The 20,417-nt window shown below is 41.8% G+C and carries 15 protein-coding genes; 4 read left to right on the top strand and 11 right to left on the bottom strand.

All coding sequences use genetic code 11. The annotated features are described in order from the left end of the window. Nucleotides 1-402 precede the first annotated feature (402 nt). The 4 genes from WJM94_RS04505 to WJM94_RS04490 all read right to left on the bottom strand — a co-directional run bounded on the left by WJM94_RS04505 (nt 403) and on the right by WJM94_RS04490 (nt 6,294). Nucleotides 403-603 (bottom strand): hypothetical protein, encoded by a 201-nt coding sequence (locus WJM94_RS04505; RefSeq protein WP_065301442.1) that lies wholly within the window; start codon nt 601-603, stop codon nt 403-405. 376 nt (nt 604-979) lie between these two features. Next, entirely contained in the window at nt 980-2,380 is a 1,401-nt protein-coding gene (locus tag WJM94_RS04500) for a fructose-specific PTS transporter subunit EIIC (RefSeq protein ID WP_444493041.1), read from the bottom strand. Between the two features lie 707 nt (nt 2,381-3,087). After that, nucleotides 3,088-4,320, bottom strand: coding sequence for a mannose-6-phosphate isomerase, class I (gene manA, locus WJM94_RS04495; RefSeq protein ID WP_444493040.1), 1,233 nt, complete (start codon nt 4,318-4,320; stop codon nt 3,088-3,090). A 69-nt stretch (nt 4,321-4,389) separates the two neighbouring features. Further along, nucleotides 4,390-6,294, bottom strand: coding sequence for a PTS fructose transporter subunit IIABC (locus WJM94_RS04490; RefSeq protein WP_444493039.1), 1,905 nt, complete (start codon nt 6,292-6,294; stop codon nt 4,390-4,392). 382 nt (nt 6,295-6,676) lie between these two features. Here WJM94_RS04490 and WJM94_RS04485 point away from each other — a divergent pair, with 382 nt between their 5' ends. Continuing rightward, nucleotides 6,677-7,519, top strand: a complete 843-nt coding sequence (locus WJM94_RS04485) for a helix-turn-helix transcriptional regulator (RefSeq protein ID WP_258519870.1) — start codon at nt 6,677-6,679, stop codon at nt 7,517-7,519. A gap of 26 nt (nt 7,520-7,545) precedes the next feature. On the opposite strand, the gene WJM94_RS04480 is transcribed toward WJM94_RS04485, so the two are convergent. Both WJM94_RS04480 and WJM94_RS04475 read right to left on the bottom strand, forming a co-directional pair. Beyond that, a complete protein-coding gene (locus tag WJM94_RS04480; protein ID WP_444493038.1) occupies nt 7,546-8,322 on the bottom strand; it encodes a PTS sugar transporter subunit IIA in 777 nt (258 codons plus the stop codon). A gap of 8 nt (nt 8,323-8,330) precedes the next feature. Further along, the gene (locus tag WJM94_RS04475) at nt 8,331-8,633 is read right to left on the bottom strand and encodes a PTS fructose transporter subunit IIB (protein ID WP_065301436.1); all 303 of its coding nucleotides are present in this window, start codon (nt 8,631-8,633) and stop codon (nt 8,331-8,333) included. A 297-nt stretch (nt 8,634-8,930) separates the two neighbouring features. Here WJM94_RS04475 and WJM94_RS04470 point away from each other — a divergent pair, with 297 nt between their 5' ends. Next, nucleotides 8,931-10,799: a fructose-specific PTS transporter subunit EIIC gene (locus WJM94_RS04470; protein WP_444493037.1), complete on the top strand. Its 1,869-nt coding sequence runs from the start codon at nt 8,931-8,933 to the stop codon at nt 10,797-10,799. A gap of 133 nt (nt 10,800-10,932) precedes the next feature. Here WJM94_RS04470 and WJM94_RS04465 read toward each other — a convergent pair whose 3' ends face one another. Next, a complete protein-coding gene (locus tag WJM94_RS04465) occupies nt 10,933-11,952 on the bottom strand; it encodes an AraC family transcriptional regulator ligand-binding domain-containing protein (RefSeq protein WP_444493036.1) in 1,020 nt (339 codons plus the stop codon). Nucleotides 11,953-11,962: 10 nt separating this feature from the next. Beyond that, nucleotides 11,963-12,817 (bottom strand): hypothetical protein, encoded by an 855-nt coding sequence (locus WJM94_RS04460; protein ID WP_444493035.1) that lies wholly within the window; start codon nt 12,815-12,817, stop codon nt 11,963-11,965. Between the two features lie 369 nt (nt 12,818-13,186). Between WJM94_RS04460 and WJM94_RS04455 the strand changes: the two genes are divergently transcribed. Then, nucleotides 13,187-15,292, top strand: coding sequence for a phytase (locus WJM94_RS04455; RefSeq protein ID WP_444493034.1), 2,106 nt, complete (start codon nt 13,187-13,189; stop codon nt 15,290-15,292). A 150-nt stretch (nt 15,293-15,442) separates the two neighbouring features. Here the strand turns inward: WJM94_RS04455 and WJM94_RS04450 are convergent, their stop codons facing one another. The 3 genes from WJM94_RS04450 to WJM94_RS04440 all read right to left on the bottom strand — a co-directional run bounded on the left by WJM94_RS04450 (nt 15,443) and on the right by WJM94_RS04440 (nt 18,882). Further along, nucleotides 15,443-16,441 carry a glycoside hydrolase family 53 protein gene (locus tag WJM94_RS04450; RefSeq protein ID WP_444493033.1) on the bottom strand — a complete coding sequence of 333 codons (999 nt, stop codon included), beginning with the start codon at nt 16,439-16,441 and terminating at the stop codon, nt 15,443-15,445. A 251-nt stretch (nt 16,442-16,692) separates the two neighbouring features. Beyond that, nucleotides 16,693-17,700, bottom strand: coding sequence for a LacI family DNA-binding transcriptional regulator (locus tag WJM94_RS04445; RefSeq protein WP_444493032.1), 1,008 nt, complete (start codon nt 17,698-17,700; stop codon nt 16,693-16,695). Nucleotides 17,701-17,778: 78 nt separating this feature from the next. After that, on the bottom strand, nt 17,779-18,882 hold the full coding sequence (locus tag WJM94_RS04440) for an ABC transporter ATP-binding protein (RefSeq protein ID WP_444493031.1): 1,104 nt from the start codon (nt 18,880-18,882) through the stop codon (nt 17,779-17,781). A 217-nt stretch (nt 18,883-19,099) separates the two neighbouring features. Here WJM94_RS04440 and WJM94_RS04435 point away from each other — a divergent pair, with 217 nt between their 5' ends. Continuing rightward, complete coding sequence (locus WJM94_RS04435) at nt 19,100-20,335, top strand: extracellular solute-binding protein (RefSeq protein WP_317388456.1); 1,236 nt, start codon at nt 19,100-19,102, stop codon at nt 20,333-20,335. Nucleotides 20,336-20,417 lie beyond the last annotated feature (82 nt).

Below are 20,417 nucleotides of genomic sequence, written 5' to 3'. Positions count from 1 at the left end.
TGCCTAGCTAACTATACACCTAAACGCCTAAGTCCAATCCAACTAACTATCCACACAACTCTCCCAAATTTAATTCGTTCTAAGCTAAAGAATATGTTCATCCATTATATTTTTAAAGACGACTTTTGCTTCTTTGTATATAGCCATTTGATTAGTGGTTTTGTATCACTTTTTAGTGATAGCTCGGTGTTAGTTAGTGATTTGGTCATGCAGCAAATTATTTCTACCGTTAGAGTATAACCTTGTTTGTTACGACATTCTTATGAATAGCCCAGTTACACGAAGCTCTATCATTAGGGGAGCTGTTAGCAAAAGAGTAACTATATGAAAAATAACGGTATTCACGTAATGGTATTACATCGGACTTTCGGCTTCCAATTTCAACTGCTTTAAATGATAAAATTAAGAGGCGTACTTCTTCAACTCATGAGGGTAAACTCTCATTCCATTTGAGGTATTTTCGTATACGGATAACTCTCGGATATATGACCAAACAAGCGGATCTGTTCTCGTTTGTCGAGCTAGACGCATGATCACAACATCGATGTCTCGACCTGCATAGTCCTTTTCAGATACAAACAACTCTTTTATTGCTGGTAGCATAGTTCACTCCTTGTGAAACTAAATTACATTAATATATTTTTAATCTAGATTGGATCTCATTGGTTGTCAATTTAGCCTTTAAAATTTAATTTAAATTTCATAATGGTAATAAAATAACAATAATAGAAAGGTTAGATATAGGTTTTCCTGTTTTAGGCGGAGAATCTTTAGGGTATTGGCTTTTGGTTTTCATAAGTGAGAGTAGAGACTGATTCGGTACCTCTGCGTTTGATTTGAAAATTTGTAGCCTATAAGACGCCCATGAGCATTTTGACTTGCAATCTACACGCGATAGTTAGCTAAGGTTTGAGGTTGGGAGAGTTTTAAAAAAAGAGCCCTTCGGGGGAAGGGCTCTTGGGGGCAGGAGCTTAAGGTTTTAAGCTTCAATCAGAGTTGATGCGTTGCGCATCGCTTCTTTAGTAGAGCATTCAATTACTCTTGCATTTTTGAAGCGGAAAGCATCTTTCACTTGAATGTCGTGAGCAAGTATCACCAGTTTCGCGTTGGCAATATCTAAATCAGAAATACGGTTCTGAATGCCGTTCTGACCTTGAGTTTCTACTTTGATCTTGAATCCAGCCTTCGCACCTGCTTTTTCTAGTGCTTTTGCTGCCATGAATGTGTGTGCAACGCCTGATGGACAACAAGTAACCGCAACGATGTCGTATTCGCCTTCACCAGTTGATGGTGTTGCATGAATTTGAGCAGGAGCCGCTTGCTCTATGATCATTTCAAGCTCTTCTTCCACAGCTGGTTTCCAGAATCCGACGATGAGTGCTGTCGTTAGGGAGCCTAGCGCGATACCTACAACGTACATTGGGATATTACTTGAAACTGGTGCTGTGATTAAGCCACCCCAGGGCGCATGAAGTAGTACGTTAGTTAAAAAACCGAATACACAGCCAACGATACCACCTGCAACAATTGAAGGAAGCACGCGTAAAGGATCGTTTGCTGCGAATGGAATAGCGCCCTCAGAGATTCCTATCGAGCCCATGATGGCTGCTGCTTTACCTGCTTCTTGCTCTTGTTTAGTGAACTTCTTTTTGAATAGGAACGTAGCTAGTGCCATACCAAGTGGTGGCGTACAGATAGCAATACCCACCCCACCCATTAACCAAGGCTGGGTGTCAACTTGGGTTTGAGCGAATAGCGTTGCTACTTTGTTTATTGGGCCGCCCATATCGAAAGCAGTCATGCCTCCAAGAATCGACCCTAAAACCACTTTAGATGCTCCAGCCATGGATGCAAGGAACTCGTTCATCGAAGCCATGAATATTTTTATTGGCTCACCTATTCCCCACAAAACGACACCCGCAGAAATGAGCGTGCCTACCAGAGGGTAGATAAAGTAAGCACCAAGTGCAGTCATGTTGGCCGAAAGAGGGATCCTTTTGAGTTGGTATACTACGCCACCCGCGATGAATCCCGCAACGATACAGCCTAGAAATCCACCCCCCATGTCTGCCATGATACCGGAAGAAATCATCGCTGGAGCAAGCGCAGGTTTGTCTGCAATCGAATAACCGATGAAGCCACCAAGAATGATTGGGAATAATACCAACCCTTTAATTCCGATATTTGAAATATCTGATAGCAGACCGTCATCCGGAACTGCACCTTTACCTGATGCCATTACTGCTAAAGCCAGTAGTACACCGCCTGCAACAATAAAAGGGAGCATGTGAGAGGTCCCAAATAAAAGGTGGCCTTTCAATGTACTCAGAAGTTTTTTTAAATCGCCATTGCTTGTATCTTGAACTGTTATAGTACTCATGATTTCACGCCTTATGGATTAATTAAAATGTCCAATTTTTGATGTTTTTCTTTCTCATGGTGAATATTTTTAACTAACTATTTGTTAATTTTTCTGAATGATTTTTGTAGGACTTGAATATGATGTTCAGTACTGTTATTTGAAGCCACTATCATTTAGAGGGCAGTTGGCTTGGTGCCTTTTTCAACTACATAAGCGATGCTTAGAGCTTTACGTGAGTTTAAGCCTATTAAAAATGCTACTACTGCTCACTATTGTTATCAAATAATACCTGAGATAACTCTTTAAAAATCTTTATTATCTGTTTATTTAAAGGTTTTATTTATTAAGCCGACGTTAGTTAGTTTTGTAATTATTTTTAATTTATTGGTACTGAACTAATGTATTAAATTTAATTAATGTTTCACTTTTCTTAAATAGTAAAAAACACACAAATACTGTACTTTTGTAACACCTATTCTGAAATGTGATTTATATCCTTTTTGTGAAAGATGCACCTACGAAGCTAGAGGATATTTCTCGTGTAAAACGACAATATTAAAAAATTAGTTTTTGTGAAAATGTATACTTGATTGAATTTTTTAGATTTCAAGGTAAAGGCTGAACGTCGATGAGGGTGTGGCGGGAGTATGGTTAAATGAAAAAACCAGTAACATAATTACTGGTTAAAAAATACTATGGTGCTTTCTATTGCTACCTCCTAGATATTAACAATAAGCACGGGCCACACGTCCTTCACTATTCATTGTGTAGTGTTCTGCATAAGCAGGGATGAATACTGATTCTCCCATTTTCACCCTGCAGGTTTCGCCACTCTTATGGGTCAGCAGTAAATCAGAGTCCAATGGCAGTAAAATTTCGGCTGTTTGAACATCAAGCACACGCTGATTTGAACGCGGTATGATCGCAAAGTTAAAGTCATCGACTGGAATTGGGTATTCTAATATTTCATCCTTTTCATCTGGTTCTAGTAATAGAGTAGAGAACGGCTTTTCTTCAAATCTAGTACAAGAAATGAGCTCTTTAACGTCGATGTATTTTGGTGTTAAACCGGCTCGTAGTACATTGTCCGAATTTGCCATTATTTCCAGACCAGTACCTTTTAAATAAGCGTGAGGTGTTTCTGCGCTCAGGAACATTGCTTCTCCCGGCAGTAAGGTAATTACGTTCAATATGAGAGGTGAAAATAAGCCGATATCATCAGGATATTGGGTTTCCAGCTCTAAGATGACGTTAAATATTTCTGAATCTGTAATACGAGCTTTAAGTAGTAACATGGTCAATGCCATTTCTTTTTGCTCACCTTCAAGAGACAACAAACCTGCGAAAAAAGTTTTTAGTCCTTCAGAGTTTTGGTTTTTGACTAAATAAGCTAATAACCGGTTTAGCTCGGGTATAGCGAGGCTGGAGAAGTTTTTAATGATTTCGGAAATGGGACGAAATCCGTTCATTGCTTGATAATCAGTTAGTGCGTAAACGAGTTCTGGCTTGTGATTAGGATCTTTGTAGTTACGATTTTTAGCGTTCAAAGGGATGTCTTTTTTTTCCTCTTTAGAGAATCCTTGTTCAGCTTGAGATTTGTTTGGGTGTACCTGAATAGATAACGCTTTTTCGGCAGCAAGCACTTTGAATAGGTACGGTAGTTCCCCGAAACGCGTCGCGACTTCTTTGCTTAAAAAAGCATTCATATCGCTTGCGATTAATGAAGAAAGTTTAGTTTCCTCGCCGTTTACCGTCACCATAGAACAACCATTTGTATGAGCGCCCATCCAAATCTCGGCTTGAGGCTTGCCGGTTGGGTTGGCAACTGCAAACAATTGGCTAATGGAAGTTGTACTCCCCCAAGCGTACTCTTGAATCATATTGTTCATTAGGAAGAATTTAGGACGTGCGGTTTGGACTTTAATCTTTCGAGTATCGGACAACGTTAAGTCAGACATAGTTTTTTACCTCGGATGAAAATTCTGGCCTGAGGATTACTCAGACCAGGAGAGAAGAGATAAGGGAGGTTAAGCTGATGCTGCGATCAGTTTGGCTTTGCGGATCTTCTTAAGGGCAACACATGTAACAGCGGTAACTGTTGCGCCTGCAGCCATACAAAATAGTGCGAGCAATGGGTGATTCATCGCGCCAAGCAAAGCAACAACTGGTCCACCATGAGCTACGCTATTAGTGATTCCGAATGAGAAGGCCATTACTGCCGCCACGATTGAGCCAAGTATGTTTGCAGGAATCACAGACATTGGATCTTGAGCCGCGAATGGGATTGCACCTTCTGATATGCCTACGAGGCCCATAGCTCCAGCCGCTTTGCCAGTCTCAAGCTCTGATGGTTCGAACAGTTCTAACTTTCGTCCTAAACCAGTCGCGATTGCCATACCTAACGGTGCCACAGGAATCGCACATGCCATTGCGCCCATAAACTGAGTTTGACCACTAGCAATCATGCCGACGGAAAAGAGGAATGCGACTTTGTTAAATGGCCCGCCCATATCAAATCCAGCCATACCACCTAGTACGATGCCCAGTAGAACAACGTTACCCGTACTTAAGCTGGTAAGCAGTGCGGTTAAACCATCCATAAGGCTAGCGATTGGAGCGCCGATAACAAAAATAAAGAGGCCTGCGATAAACAAAGATCCTGTGATTGGTGCGATCATGATTGGCACCAACGGTTGGACAAACTTGTGGTAATTAATTGATGTAATCCACTTCACAAAGTAACCGACAAGAAGACCTGCGATGATGGCACCAATGAAGCCAGTACCTGCGTCTGCACCGTAAAAAGAACCGTTATTGGCAATCCAACCACCAATTAAGCCTGGAGCAAGTGCTGGACGGTCAGCGATTGCGTAAGCTATATAACCAGCGAGGATAGGTATCATCAGTGTAAAGGCGACTACTCCGACTTCTAAGATCTGGTTCCACATACTGCCTTCTGGGATAGCCATGCCTGTTTCGCTTGGTTCACCACCTATAGCCAAAGCAAGTGCTATCAACAAGCCGCCAGTCACAACAAATGGGATCATATGTGAGACGCCATTCATCAAGTATCGGTACAAATCAGAACGAGCTTGAGAAGCCTTAGTTGCAGCAGATACTTTAGAATTGCTACCCGCTTCATCATCGTATTGAGGTGATTCTAACGCCTCTCTAATCACTCCTTGTGCATCGCGGATAGGGGCTTTAACGTTTGTCTTTACAACGCGCTTACCTGCAAACCTACTCATGTCTACTTGCTTATCACACGCAACAACAATGGCATCGGCACGTTCGATTTCTTCTACTGTAGGCGAGTTTTTGACACCAATAGAACCGTTAGTTTCTACCTTTATTTCATATCCCATTGCCGCAGCACCCTTCTCCAGTGCTTCTGCTGCTAGATACGTGTGCGCCACGCCCGCAGGACAACCTGTGACGCCAATGATGAATCCCTGATCTGCTTGAATTGCCGCTTGTGGTTCATCTTCTTTCGCAAGAAGAAGGTCCAGTGCTTCCTTGTTTGTTGACGTATTTAGAAATGCTTCTATAAATCCATCTTCGATGAGCTTGGAGGAAAGTTCCGCAAGCACTTCAATGTGATGATTATCGCCACCGTCAGGTGAAGCGATCATGAAGAATAATTTAGAAGGCAATCCATCTTCAGCGCCATATTCAACCCCTGATTTGCTCACACCTATTACAACTGCTGGTTCAATTACAGCAGCACTCTTGGCATGTGGAATAGCAACACCATCTTCAAAACCGGTATTACCTAGCGCTTCGCGAGCATGAATATCTTCTAGAAATCTTTCGTTATCAGAAATACGTCCTTGGGAATGTAAAATAGAAACTAGTTCTTTAAAAACTTCTTCTTTTGAAGTTGCTTTAAGGTCTAGTTTTATTAAGTCTTCATTTATTAATTTGGTGATCATTTTTGAACCCCTATGAATATAGTTTTTATTTCAGAGGTATTTTGAAACTATCGAGAAGAAGACTGTAGTGAAGAAAAAATGCATTTACTGGACTATTGTAACTGACTAATTGTAGTGTGATTTAGATCGTCATATCTTTAATTTTTATTGTACAAGTTTGACCTGGCTTTCTTGCCTGTAAGGCAGGTGGTTCCCAAGTTTTAGCCTTTGTCTTTTGAGGGTTACACGATTTCAACTTTGCCTTTTAACTGGACAATTGATTCGATTACTGGATTATTGTAACCTTGTTTTCGAAATGTGATTTTTCTCAATAGCACAAAAGTCCAGTATGGTTTATATCTAGGTTAAGTAATGTAAGAGGCAATTTGTTGGGTATATGAAAATGATTTTCCATGATTTAATTACTGCTGTATTAAATGAAAGAGAACCGTTTCATAGTATTTGGTTTGCTGGTGATTTTCATACTCCACCCCAATTTAGCTATCAAGTTAACTTTCCTCGTTTAGAATTGGTTCTAGATGGAAACTATATTAATGAAATGGAAAGTCATAACAGGAAAATTACTCTCATAACTGCTAATAAAGGTGACGCTATTTTTATTCCGCCAAACTGTTGGAATAAACCAGATTGGGATACTGATTGTTCAGTATTAAGTATTCTGTTTGGTCGGCGCCAATTAGGCTTGAGCTTAGTTAGTAAACGGAAAGGTGAAGATAGTTTCTACGATATTCAAAAGTACAGTATTCAGACTCGGTCAGGATTTGCGATTGATAACATTCTCGAAGCACTCAGCGCTTTAGCTCGTGAAAATACGAAAAAGCCAATGGATGAGTTATTGTTACAAGCATTACTGCAGTACGCCAAAACTATGTTGGATGCTCCAGAAGAAAAGCCGTGTCACAATCGCGTTCAAGATCTCTACCAGGGAATTTGTATCTACATTCAAGAGAACTTTCATCGCCCTATAACTCGGGACAGTATTGCAGAGAGGTTCAGTATTTCGGCTAATCACCTGTCCCGCTTATTTCGTCAGCAAGGGCACATGACATTGGCGGACTACATCACTTGGGTAAGAGTTGACCGTGCCAAGTTTATGTTGAAAAAATACAACTTTAAGCTAAGTGAGGTATCACTTCGTTGTGGATTTAAAGATGTAAATTATTTCTGCCGCGTGTTTAAAAATCGCACTGGCAGGACACCAACGGAATATCGAGGGTCTGTCTAATCATATAGTGGCATTACCTAGATTAATTAGGTGAAAAGTCTCGATGTGGCGTACATCAGAAGCGCTTGTAATTCGATGCTACTCTTGGTGAGGAGTAAACGTTCTGCCATTCTATCGTTGAGCAAGTTTCTTGTGAGGTTGGTCGCCGCTACTATTTGGTCGCGAGTTGGCTTATCGGGAATTACCAGTGCTATAGCAATGTCGACGTTTCCTAGTTTTGACTCCCAGTTCATTGGAGTTTCGTTTGATATTACTGCAATAGATATATGCTCGATTCCAGAAAACATAACATGAGGCAAGGCTATTCCCTGTGCAACGCAAGTTGACGAACGTTCCTCGCGTTTTATGAATGCAAGGATAAGTTCGTCTGGATGAGCAGGATGAATTAACTGAGCTAGTCCTTTTAAGCACTCAAACTTTGTAAGTTCAGTATGAGCCTTTGCATAATGCCATTGAATTTCACAAGGTGGACAGAGTTGCGGTAAGCGTTTTGCCAATTTGCTAGAGAATTCATAATTTATATTAGAGCCAACTAGTGTGAACTGTTCTGCAATGATGTCTTTAATCACGAAACACGCCAGTTCTGCATCAATACCAATAGCGGTTATCTGACACAAATCGCCTTGCTGTAAACCAACTTGAAACACGGCCAGCGACTTAGTCAAATTAGCGCTGCGATTTTGCGTGATGTTAATGATGTGTAGGGCACTTTTGAATTTTTTTGCAACCCGACTCAATGGTTGTGCAACGTAAGCACTCGCATTTGTGTTGTTGACGAAGAATGTAATTTGGTACTCGTTCATTAGGCCAATTAATCTCGGCAGTGGAGAAGGAACACTTTGTCCACATTGAGTAATACATCTTCGATTGGTATTTGAATGTGATTGGTCCCCTTAAAGCGGGCAGGCTGTTCAATCTCAATATCTGACACAATTAGCACACGATCAGCTTGAGCTATGTCGTGAGGGGTAAGTAGATTCTCTATTCCCATTGCACCTTGAGTTTCGACCTTAATTTGCACGTTGTGCTTAGCAGCAGCTTTTGTTAATTCATCTGCAGCCATGTAAGTATGTGCGATGCCAGTAGGGCATGCTGTTACCGCAACTATTTTCATGTTTTTTCCATTCTCTTTTTTGCGAATATTAACATAGCCACAGTTGGTTGAATTGATTTAAGTTGGATAAACGAAAGAGTCCTATCACAGTTTACGTCTTATGTTACATTAATCCAGTTAATGCCCCTTTAGTCCTATATATCCTGATCTTGTAACTAACTAATCTAATACTCAGTGTACTACGTGTAACTTGTAAAAATAGTATTCGAACACGTAGTGTGCCGAAAACGACTTAAGGTGCTGTATCGACAACTCTCTTCGTTATATATTTGATCGCGAATACTGCAAGGTAAAATAATGGACATTACAAACCTGATAGAGCTGGAAACGATTTGTTTAGAACTAAAAGCTCAAACCAAGGAACAAGTTCTTGAAGAGCTTGCCTGTATGTTAGAAGCTGCAGGTAAGTTGAATAACAAAAGACTGTTTTTATCTGACGTTTGGAAGCGAGAAGAGATCGGAAACACTGGGTTTGACGATGGTATTGCTATTCCACATGCTAAAAGTAACGCAGTCTCAAAGCCAGCAGTCGCAGTAGGAATTAGTCGAACAGGTATTGACTATGGTTCAGAAGACGGAGAGTTATCAGATGTGTTTTTTATGCTTGCTTCACCTGAAGGTGATGCACATCAGCACATAGAAGTTCTGGCACAGATATCTACGAAAATCATTGAAGATGATTTTGTAGAGAAACTAAAATCTGCTGAATCGCGAGAAGAAGTATATGAGATGCTCACCGATACTCAATCTCAATCAGAATCTTCTCAACTAAAGTCATTCGAACCTGTTTATGAACCTTTAAGCCCCTGGGCATATAAGCTAGGGAGAATTAAAGAGCACCTGCTGTTTGGCACTTCACACATGATCCCATTCATTGTCGCCGGAGGCGTATTGTTGTCTCTATCTGTAATGATCTCTGGACACGCGGCAGTGCCACAAGAGGGCATACTAGCTGATGTTGCTCAGATGGGGATTGCTGGCCTGACGCTGTTTAATGCTGTACTTGGCGCTTACATCGCTTATTCAATTGCTGACAAGCCAGGCCTTGCACCTGGGATGATAGGGTCTTGGATCGCAGTAAGTCATTACAATACTGGTTTTTTGGGAGCAATAGTTGTTGGTTTTATTGCGGGCTTTGTTGTTTGGTTGTTAAAGAAAATTCAATTGCCAGATAGCATGAGTTCAGTTGGCTCTATATTCATATATCCGTTAGTAGGTACGTTTGTCACTTGCGGCACAGTAATGTGGGTAATTGGATCACCGATAGCTATCGCAATGACAGCAATGAATGATGTTCTTACTGGAATGGCGGGATCCGGAAAGATAATGCTCGGGACGCTATTAGGAGCTATGACGGCATTTGATATGGGAGGCCCGATTAACAAAGTGGCAACGTTGTTTGCTCAGACACAAGTTAACACGCAACCCTGGCTGATGGGGGGCGTCGGAATTGCGATTTGCACTCCTCCGCTCGGAATGGCTCTCGCTACTTTCTTATCACCAAGTAAATTCAAAAGGGATGAGCGAGAGGCTGGTAAAGCTGCTGGTATCATGGGAATAATAGGTATTAGTGAAGGAGCGATACCTTTTGCTGCCGCTGACCCTGCTCGCGTCATACCTGCTATTGTAGCTGGTGGTATTGTTGGTAACGTGATTGGTTTTATATTTCATGTTGCGAATCATGCTCCGTGGGGTGGATGGATCGTATTGCCAGTAGTTGATGGAAAAATTGGTTACACCATCGGAACAATTGCTGGGTCATTGACGACTGCTCTTGTTGTTATTGCGTTGAAGAAGAAAGTGACAGAAGACGAAAGTGATTTTAGTCGTTCTTTGGCGTGTTTTTCTGTCCAAGGCGAAGGTGAAGCTGATGTTTTGGCTGTGACGTCTTGTCCTTCTGGCGTAGCTCATACATTTCTGGCCGCTAAGTCTTTAGAGAAAGCAGCATATGCTCTTAAAGTTAAAATTAAGATTGAGACACAAGGAGCGAACGGTGTAATCAATCGAATTACACAAAAAGATATCGAGAAAGCGAAGTTTGTTATATTTGCTCATGATGTCGCGATTAAAGAGCCCGAACGTTTCCAAAAGCTCAAAGTGATAGACGTTAGTACCAAAGATGCGATTCTGAATGCAACTGCGTTACTGCAGTCGAAAAGAGTTTAAGAATTAAAATTAAATTGAATAATAACGAGTTAAAGACTGAGGATATAAAATCGTAATTTAGAGTAGATTCTTAATGGAAACAGCCTTAAGGAAGTATTTCACACTATAGATGATATGATTTTTGCACTTCAAGCTAAACTATTTTCCAACGTTTAACTGCCCTTCGGTAATTACTAACATCGAAGAACTGCATTTTCTTTGCAATTTGGACATCATCCAACTTCTTCATTTCTTGCAGATAAATGGCGTGTTGGCGATTTATCTCTCCCAAAAGTGAGCGGTAGGTACTACCGTGATTTTTGAGTCTTCTTTTCAGGGTCGCAGGGCTCATATTCATCATTTCAGACAGATCATTGAGAGATGGAACCTGCAGATGATCTTGTCGAAGTTGATCACGGATAAAACTCAGCAAGCCACAAGGTCGTGGGGATGTTGTTTGTTGAGCGACCTTGTAAAGTGTTGAAGATCGATCCGATATGGTTAATTCCAGACATTCTTTGGGAAGGTGCATTGAAGCCATTGACTGCCTGAATTCCACTTTGCCCCAGTAAACATCGTACTGCTCCTGCCAGCATGGGGCGCTCCAGTCTACTTTTACAGACCAGGGTAGATTTTGATCTGCGCGCCAATTGGTGACAGAAATAATGGATGTAAAGACATACTCAATTAACCACCGACGGTAAGTGATGCGCGCCCCGGAACTCAATGAACTGGCTTCACCAAAAGGATCTTCTTCAAATAAGTAGAGACCTGTTTCATCCACGCGTTCCCGAAGTTTGAGCAGCGGAAAGTAAATCTCAGAATAAGCCACGAAATTTCCAATCAATTCTCTGACCGTTGCTGCATGGACGATAAGGTGACTCGAATCTGAAAAAGCGCCGGGAATAAGCTGTTGTCCAGACAGAAAACTCAAGTCGGGAAACTGCTCCAGTTTGGTCATATTATGAATCAGGCGAGCAAGTTGGGTGGGGCTCACCATTAAATCACGCTCAATCAAGTCTTGGTAAAAGATGCCTGTATTTCGTAGCGCGTAGTGCATATTGACCCCTCTGTTGCTGAGCAGATCAAGCAACAAAGCGATATGGTGTCTTGCTGGCACTACTTTATCATTTCGCTCAGTCCATTGCGGTACATGAGCATGACTTCCTTTCACGCAGATACCTTTAGATACTTTGTACTTGATTAAAGGGTTTCATCGAGTCCTGAATCAGTTTTTGAGCGGACTGCGGTGTATGGGTAGGCGCGTGACTTGGGGTTAGGCTCCATTGCCACTTAAGTTCAATGAAACCACCGGAATCACGATAGAAGACAAAACTATTCAGTAACCCTTCTAAATGCCGGGCGAATTGTGATGCCTCACTTTCATTACAATTTTCCATCAGAATCAGGTAACGATGTGCAACGCAATGACACACTAAGTCATGACTTCGGGCCGTGATAAATAACAGTTCTGAGATTGAGATAGTTAACCTACTTACTTCATTTGGCGATAAGGAGTGAATGAGTTGGCGTTCATTGACTAAATGAATAGCTAACAGAAAAGTGGTCTCGTTATGCGTGGGGATCTGCTTGGTACGGGTTAAAGCCTGGTGCAGATGGCGAACATCAGGAAGGCGATAATGCTCAGCATGAATGGGCGTTCTTGGATTGAGCTTGCGTCGTTGAGAAATATAATTATTGATGACCAAAAGCTCTTTGCGCCATTGCCAGAAAGCATACGTCACTATGCCTAAGCCAATGAACATACATTCCATTAAGTTACCGACAATTGTATAAGACTCAAGCCTGATAAATTCGTCGATGAAATCTTGAGACAGGGATAGCAAAATACAGATAAAGCCAACCGAAAAATAGTTGGTAATCTTTCCCGGAGCTCGGGTTGAGAGGATAACGAGCACCCACACCAGTACCATGATGGTCGAAGAACCTTCGCCGATAATGTCTAGCCAGTCTAATTGAGATTGCGGTTTTACATACCCATTGACGTAGTTAAAAGCGAACAGAGCAGTGAGAGACATAACCAGTATCACTAGCCAAAATCGGTGGCAGCGGAGTCCGTAAAAGATATCGAAGAGTCGGTAATTGAATTGTGTAATTAGGTTTTTTATTTTCATTCGAGAGTGTGCAGGTCAGTAAAATACGCATTTTAGGCGTGCAGATTGATAAAAGTCCAAAAAGCTCAGGTGACCTATCTTCCCATATCAATGTGACAAATTATTGATAGAAGCAGTAAGACATTACGTAGTGTTATTCTTAGTCCGAAAAGCTCATCATTTCAGGTGGGCTTATGTAACCCATTGATATTAAATTGTAATTTTATTTTTTGTCATAAATCTTTCACGCGTTCCTCCTAGATTCTCTCCTGACTTAAATACATGGAGAGAAAAATGCGTCGTTCAATACTGAGTTCAATCATCGTTGCTGCACTGCTAAGTGGCTGTGACTTGGAAGATACCGAAACCGTTTATGTCGAAGCTCAGAGTGCTGGTGCAATAGAAGCTGAGTTGTTAACAACATCAGCAACTTCTAACACTAGTTACGACGACATCGGTGATTCAGCCTACTGGATTAATAGTGACAACCGTGAAAACAGCCTATTGTTTGTCACGCTGGAAGGTGATGGACTTGCTGTCTATAACCCCTCGGGCATAGAGATAGAAAAGCTAGAAGGGCTGGAGATCACTGGCGCGGATATCCGATACGATATCAGCGATGATAACGGTGAATCGGTCGATTTGCTCGCGCTGGCACTACCCGATGACAACAGTTTTGGCTTTTATTCGATTGGTTACGATGATGGTGTAGTTCTTGACGAGGTTGGTACGCTTTCGACAGAGTATTCTGCCGAAGGAGTTTGTCTGCATAAAAATACAACCAATGGCGAGCTGTTGCTCACGGGCGTTACTGAAGACGGCGTGGCACTGCAGTACAAATTAAAGTACGAAAATGGCGAGATCAAAAGTGTTCTGACCGATGATAATGGCACACCTATCGCAGTACGTGAGCTCGATGTGGGTGGTGAGTTAAGTGCTTGTATTGTCGATGATGAAACCGCGACCTTGTACGTTGCCGAACAAGATGTTGGCGTGTGGGCTTATGGTGCGGATCCTGAAGATATTAACTCTCGACGCATGGTCGATGGTATTGAGCCTCTGGGTAATCTGCAAGAAATAGAAGCTTTAGACCTTTTGTACATGGCTGACGGTAATGGTTATCTGGTCGTTGGTGATGAAGGCAAAGGAATGATGCTGTATCGCCGTGATGACTGGCAACTTGCTGCCAATATCCATCTAGACGGCGTAGCTGAGATTAAATCGCTTAGCATTGCAGATGATGGTCTTTGGGTAGCGAATTCAGAAGCCGGTGAGCCGGTTTACGAGAAGCTAAGCTATGAAACGCTTAATCAAGCAAATTCGATGAGTGATACTCAAATCTCTCAGGTACTGAGCCCAGAAAACCTAAGCTCGACGGGTATTGCATTGGTTAAAGTAGTCAGTGAAACCGATCCTGTGGACGATGATGGCGATGCGGCAGATGATCCCGCATTTTGGCTCAATCAAAGCGCGCCGGAGAACAGCCTAATTATTGCGACCAATAAGCAGGGTGGTTTAATGGCTTACGACCTGAATGGTGCAGAACTTCAATATCTCAATGAAGGGGAGCCAAACAATGTCGATATTATCCAGTCTGTGACGGATACAAATGGTGGTAGCTTTGCATTAGCAGCGGCGAGCAATCGTGAATTTAATACCATCGCGCTGTACAAAATCCAAGAACCGACGGAGAGCCAGAACCCGATTGTAGCTCTGGATGTAGTAGGTGAGAACACACATCAAGAGGTGGCACAGCTCAAATCTGAACTTAACGAAGTGTATGGTTTGTGTACTTATCAATCTTCAGACGGTACGCCATATGTGTTTGTTAACGGCAAGAGCGGAGATATTGAACAGTGGCGTTTGACAGTTCAGGACTCTGGCATTGAAGGTCGTATTGTTCGTCGACTCAAAGTCGATAGCCAACCAGAAGGCTGTGTTGTCGATGCTACAACGGCAACACTGTATGTTGGAGAAGAAGATGTTGGTGTGTGGAAGTTCTCGGCCGATGAATCTGCGGCAACTGACGGTGAGATGGTCATTGAAGTGGATGGAAAGCAACTTGTTGCTGACGCAGAAGGCATCACCATCTACAACAACGGCATAGTGAACTATTTGATTGTGTCGAGTCAGGGCAATCACACTTACGCGGTATACAACATTGATGAAGCTTATCAATACGCTGGTAGTTTCGCGCTGGTGGCTGACGACGAGAATGGTTTGGATGGAGCTAGCGAGACGGATGGGATTCACGCAGTTTCAAGCTCGGTAGGTGATCGATTCCCTAAAGGATTTTTCATTGCTCAGGATGGCTTCAACGTTAATGCTGGTTATGAGTATGAAAATCAGAACTTTAAGATTGCAGACTGGAATGCAATTCAGTCTGCACTTGAAAAGTGATTTTTAACAAAATCGTATTTAACGTTTGTGCTAGCCATATTTTATGGCTAGCAATTTTTGCTTTTGGCACGTTGTCGTTAGCACTAAGGAAAAAAATCAATTGGTGCGTGAGAAAAGATACGAGTAATGAAAAGTTAGATAAGTCCATAGTTACTCAAGAAAAGCATCAAGCGCTTGAGTAGGCTGGCGCGTATTTGGATCCCATGCACCCAAGGTATAACCTTGCCAACTATATGCCTGTGGCTCCCAATAGAAAATCCCAATGCCTTTATCTTGATTAACACTACGTACTTTTTGGATCATATCGGCAACGATAGTCTTTGCTTGAGGCTCATCCCAAGGCACACCAATTTCAGTGATCATCACTTCCGTTCCGTAGCGCTCGACCATATCATTGAGATTAGAGAGGCATTGATTGTTTGCTTCTTGCCAAGTAAGGCCAGTAGCATTCTTGGGATAGGAAGATGCGCCAATAACATCCCACCAAGCACTGTTGGATTGTAAGCCATCAAGAATCCATCGGAAATTAGCATTGTTGTGACAGTTGGCTAAATGGACGATGACCTTAGCATCTGGGAATACTTCTTTGGCTGCGTTGCGTCCGCTATTAAACAACCATGCATAATTACGCATGTTGCTTGAAGCCATTCCTTCATTCCATAGCATTCCGTTGTTGGTTTCATTTCCGACTTGAATCCATTTTGGTGTTATACCAGCAGCTTTTAAGGTGTTGAGTGAGTCTCTAGTGTATGACCATACCTGTCCCATTAAATCTTCGAAGCTCAGTTGTTGCCATTCTGCTGGTTTCCATTGGTTGCCTGGATCGGCCCAAGTGTTGCTATAGTGGAAGTCAATCATCACATCCATATTCGCGTCTTTGGCCCACTGCGCTTTGACAATTACATCATTCAGTGAGCTGTAATAACCATCACTGGGATTAACCCAGACACGAAGACGCACTGCGTTCATGCCATGGTCTCGTAATATTGAAAGGACATCTTGTCGATAGCCCCAATCGTTGTAGAACTCGTAGCCACTGTCTTCCATCTGAGTTATCCAACTAATATCCGCACCTTTAATAAAAGCGTGAGAATAGTTTGAGGTCACTAATGAGCCGAAGATAGCTAGTGTTTTTAGGGTATTGTTCATCGTTTCACCGTCTTTATATATTCACGTTTTGATTATTTTTAAACGTAAATAATATAGCAACCGATTTTAGTGTTGAGGTGATATATAAAAGTGTTAGTGATTATTTTTATAAGGTGATTTACGTAGTTGTGATTTTGGATAAATTATCTAAGTAAATTTACTTAGATAATTGTGATTATGATCCATCTACAAATTTATTAAGTCAATCTTATCATCCGTGATGTATTGAAGAATCATAAATTAGCTCGCAGTTAGTTAATTTTAAAACTGTCTCGCCATATGAATTCATGACCAAATAAAACGGTCTTGTTATATTTCCGACCACTCATTTTTTCAATAAACATATCAATGGCAACTTCTCCCATTTCAAATGGAAACAGTCGCATCGTAGTAAGGCTTGGACTCATATGTCGGGCTGAAGAGATATCATTGGTGCCGATGACTTGTATATCCCCTGGAATGGTTAACCCAGCCTCATAAATGGCGCGATAAACACCAACGGCTACCATATCTGTCGCAGCGTAGACAACGTCGGGAAGCTCATCGAATTGTAGCATTTCTTTCATTGCTTGATACCCCGACTCGATGCAATACTCTTTACTCACTTTACAAAGCGCATCGTGGTACAAGCTATTTTCTTTGGTGATTTTACGAAAAGTATGTAAGCGCTCCTCGTTATTGCCAATAAAAGCAGGTCGTTTACAACGGCTTTTTAGTATATTTTGCATAACGTCATTGGACAACGCCAACCGGTCAATTAAGACTGCATCGGTTTTGCTACCTAAAGGATTTGAGTCAACAAATATAATATTGTGGTTAGCTTGATATAAGGTATCTACAACATGTTTGGAGAAATGTCCGACTGCAATGACGGCCGGAGCGTTTTCTATTAGATTTATATTGGTATCAATCTGGTCTAAATGTAGTGTTCTTAAATCGACGCCTTTTTCTAAGCAACGATTTTGAATGCCAGCACGAATAGAAGTGAAATACGGGTCGTCTATTTCCTGTGTCGGAGTCAAAAAGTTCAACATAACAACATCACGTACGCCAGTTGGCTCATTCGTTTTGGTTACTTCATGATGAACAAACTGTTTTTTACTGCGTTTAGGGGATTGATAGCCAAGAGACTCTACTGCCTCCAAAATGGCCCGTTTTTTGTCTTCACTTACAGACAAAGTAGGGTCGTCGTTAAGAAAGCGAGAAATAGTGGAAGTAGAAATCTTCGCTCTTTGTGCAATGTCTTTAAGTGTAGCCAAAAGATTACCCTATATTGTTTTTATCGGACAGCTCTATCATGCCAAAGAGCATTTTGAATGCTCTTTGGCGTTAAAACGTTAATGCGTTGATTGTACAGAATCAAATGTAATGACGTTTCCATCAGGTTCAAAAATGTGTAAATGGGAAGGTGATGTAAATAGCGAAATTGACTCACCAGGCTGTACTTGTGTGTCCCCATGATGAAGGTATTTGAAGTCATCCACGCCGCCACATTGGCCAAAGATGTAAGTCATGCCTCCCAGTCTCTCGACCACTTCACATTGGAATGCAAGTGTGATCATATCTGGATTTGTCGTGAGGTGTTCTGGTCTAATACCTAACGTTAGATTTTTACCTATTTCAACCTGAGCTGTTTTTATCGGTAAAGTGATTGAATGACCCACATCTAGACTCACTGTTAAGCTCGTTTCATCCCAAGCTTCAACGGTACAAGGAAGAAAATTCATTTTAGGCGAGCCAATAAATCCGGCAACAAATCTGTTAATAGGGTTATGGTAGAGATTCATTGGTGAGCCAACTTGCTCAACTTTACCATCACGAAGCACGACGATTTTATCTGCTAATGTCATGGCTTCGACTTGGTCGTGCGTTACGTAGATCATGGTTGACTTAAGTTCTTGGTGTAGCTTTGCAATATGTAGACGCATATCCACACGTAATTCTGCATCAAGGTTTGACAGAGGCTCATCAAATAAAAATACTTTAGGATCTCTCACGATAGCACGACCGATAGCAACGCGCTGACGTTGGCCGCCTGACAGTTGGGCTGGTTTACGATCAAGCAGATGTTCTAACTGCAGTGCTTTACCAACCAACTGCACTTTTTTATCTCGCTCTTCTTTTGGCACTTTGTTTACTTTTAGTGAGTAACCCATATTTTCTGCAACAGTCATATGCGGGTACAGCGCATAAGACTGGAACACCATCGCCACCCCTCGTTCTGATGGGGGAGTGTCGTTAACGACATTGCCCGAAATAGATATTGCACCATCACTGATGTCTTCGAGACCGGCAATCATACGCAAGAGCGTTGATTTTCCACAGCCCGAAGGACCAACAAACACCACAAACTCACCTTCTTCTATCGACAAGTTTACGTTGTGAATGGTTTGGGTATCGTCAAAACGTTTTACGACATTGGATAATTGGATCGAAGACATTTTAAATTCCTCTTAAATGATAATAAATAAAGTGTGTGATCTAATTCGTCTTTTATTTAGTAAATTTTATTTTCACTTGTTTGTTTTATCACAATAACTGCTAGCTATAGTGATTGAAATCACATCAATGAATAACCTGTATGGAAAAAATAACACAAAGGAGCATATTTGCACCATAAATTTTATTTTTTACCAAAAACGAAAGGCGTGAAATTTTATGGATAATAATAAATTTAGTAAAAAATTAACTGCTATCGCAGTTACTGCTCTATTTTGTTCGCCAATGGCGTTGGCGCAGCAGTCCTTATTAGTCTGGGAAGACATTCAAAAGTCTTTTGGTAATGAAGAAGCGGTTGCAGCGTTTGAAAAACAACATGATGTTAAAGTGAATGTGCTTGAAATGCCATATGGCGGTCAGGTCGAATCGCTACGCATGGACGGTCCAGCGGGCACTGGGCCTGACGTTGTCTTGATTCCACATGATCAGATTGGTGGGGCGGTTATCCAAGGTTTACTTGCTCCAGTTCAGGTCGAAAAAGCCGTTACCGATACATTTAGTCAATCTTCTATTAACGCACTGACTTACAATGGTGTGCTATACGGCTTGCCAAAATCCGTTGAAACCGTATTTATGGTTTACAACAAAGACCTTATTTCTGAGCTGCCAGAAACGATGGACGAAATATTCGAGCTGTCTAAGAAGTTTCGCGAAGAAAATAAATACGGTTTGCTGGCAAAATGGGATGAGCTTTATTACACCTACGGAATTTTAAACGGTATGGGTGGTGATGTTTTCGCTAAAAAAGACGACGGCTCTTATGACCCAAATAAGATATTACTGAATACTCCAGGAGCAGTAGAAGGCGCAAAATTCATTCAGAAGTTCTATGACTCTAAAGTATTCCCTACGGGCATTATTGGTAATAATGGGCTCAATGCTATCGATTCACTATTCACGTCGGGTAAAGCAGCGATTGTTCAAACCGGTCCGTGGGCGCTCCAGCCTTACAAAGAAGCAGGGATCAACTACGGTGTAGCACCTCTTCCAAAATTGCCATCTGGTGAGCAAATGGGTTCATTTATGGGCGTGAAGAGCTACAGCATCTCGACTTTCTCTAAAAACAAACCTTTAGCGCAAGAGTTTATTACGTTCGTCAATAATTATGATAATGCCAAGCGCCGCTTTGAGCTAACTGGTGAGGTTCCGGCAGTGACAAAATTGGTGGACGATCCTGTTATCAAAAATGACCCAGGTGCAAGTGCTGTAGCGATGCAATCCATTCACGCTACGTCTATGCCTTCCATTCCCGAAATGAATGAAGTGTGGGGCCCTGCGAACAGCGCTCTTCAGTTGATCGCAACGAATAAACAAGATGCGAAAAGTGCACTCGACTCTGCGGTAGACAGCATCAATATGCAAATCGAAGCTAACCACGCAATGATGGGTCAATAATTTAAAGATATTGTTCTGGCGAAAGCAATTGTCGGCCCTATATAACCATCTTGGTCTGGGGCTGACAGACGCCAGAAGTTTT

The organism is Vibrio sp. YIC-376, from assembly GCF_052353105.1.
Taxonomy (GTDB): Bacteria; Pseudomonadota; Gammaproteobacteria; order Enterobacterales; family Vibrionaceae; genus Vibrio.
Note: the sequence above shows the minus strand (reverse complement) of the source record. Positions and strands in the feature narration are given on the sequence as shown.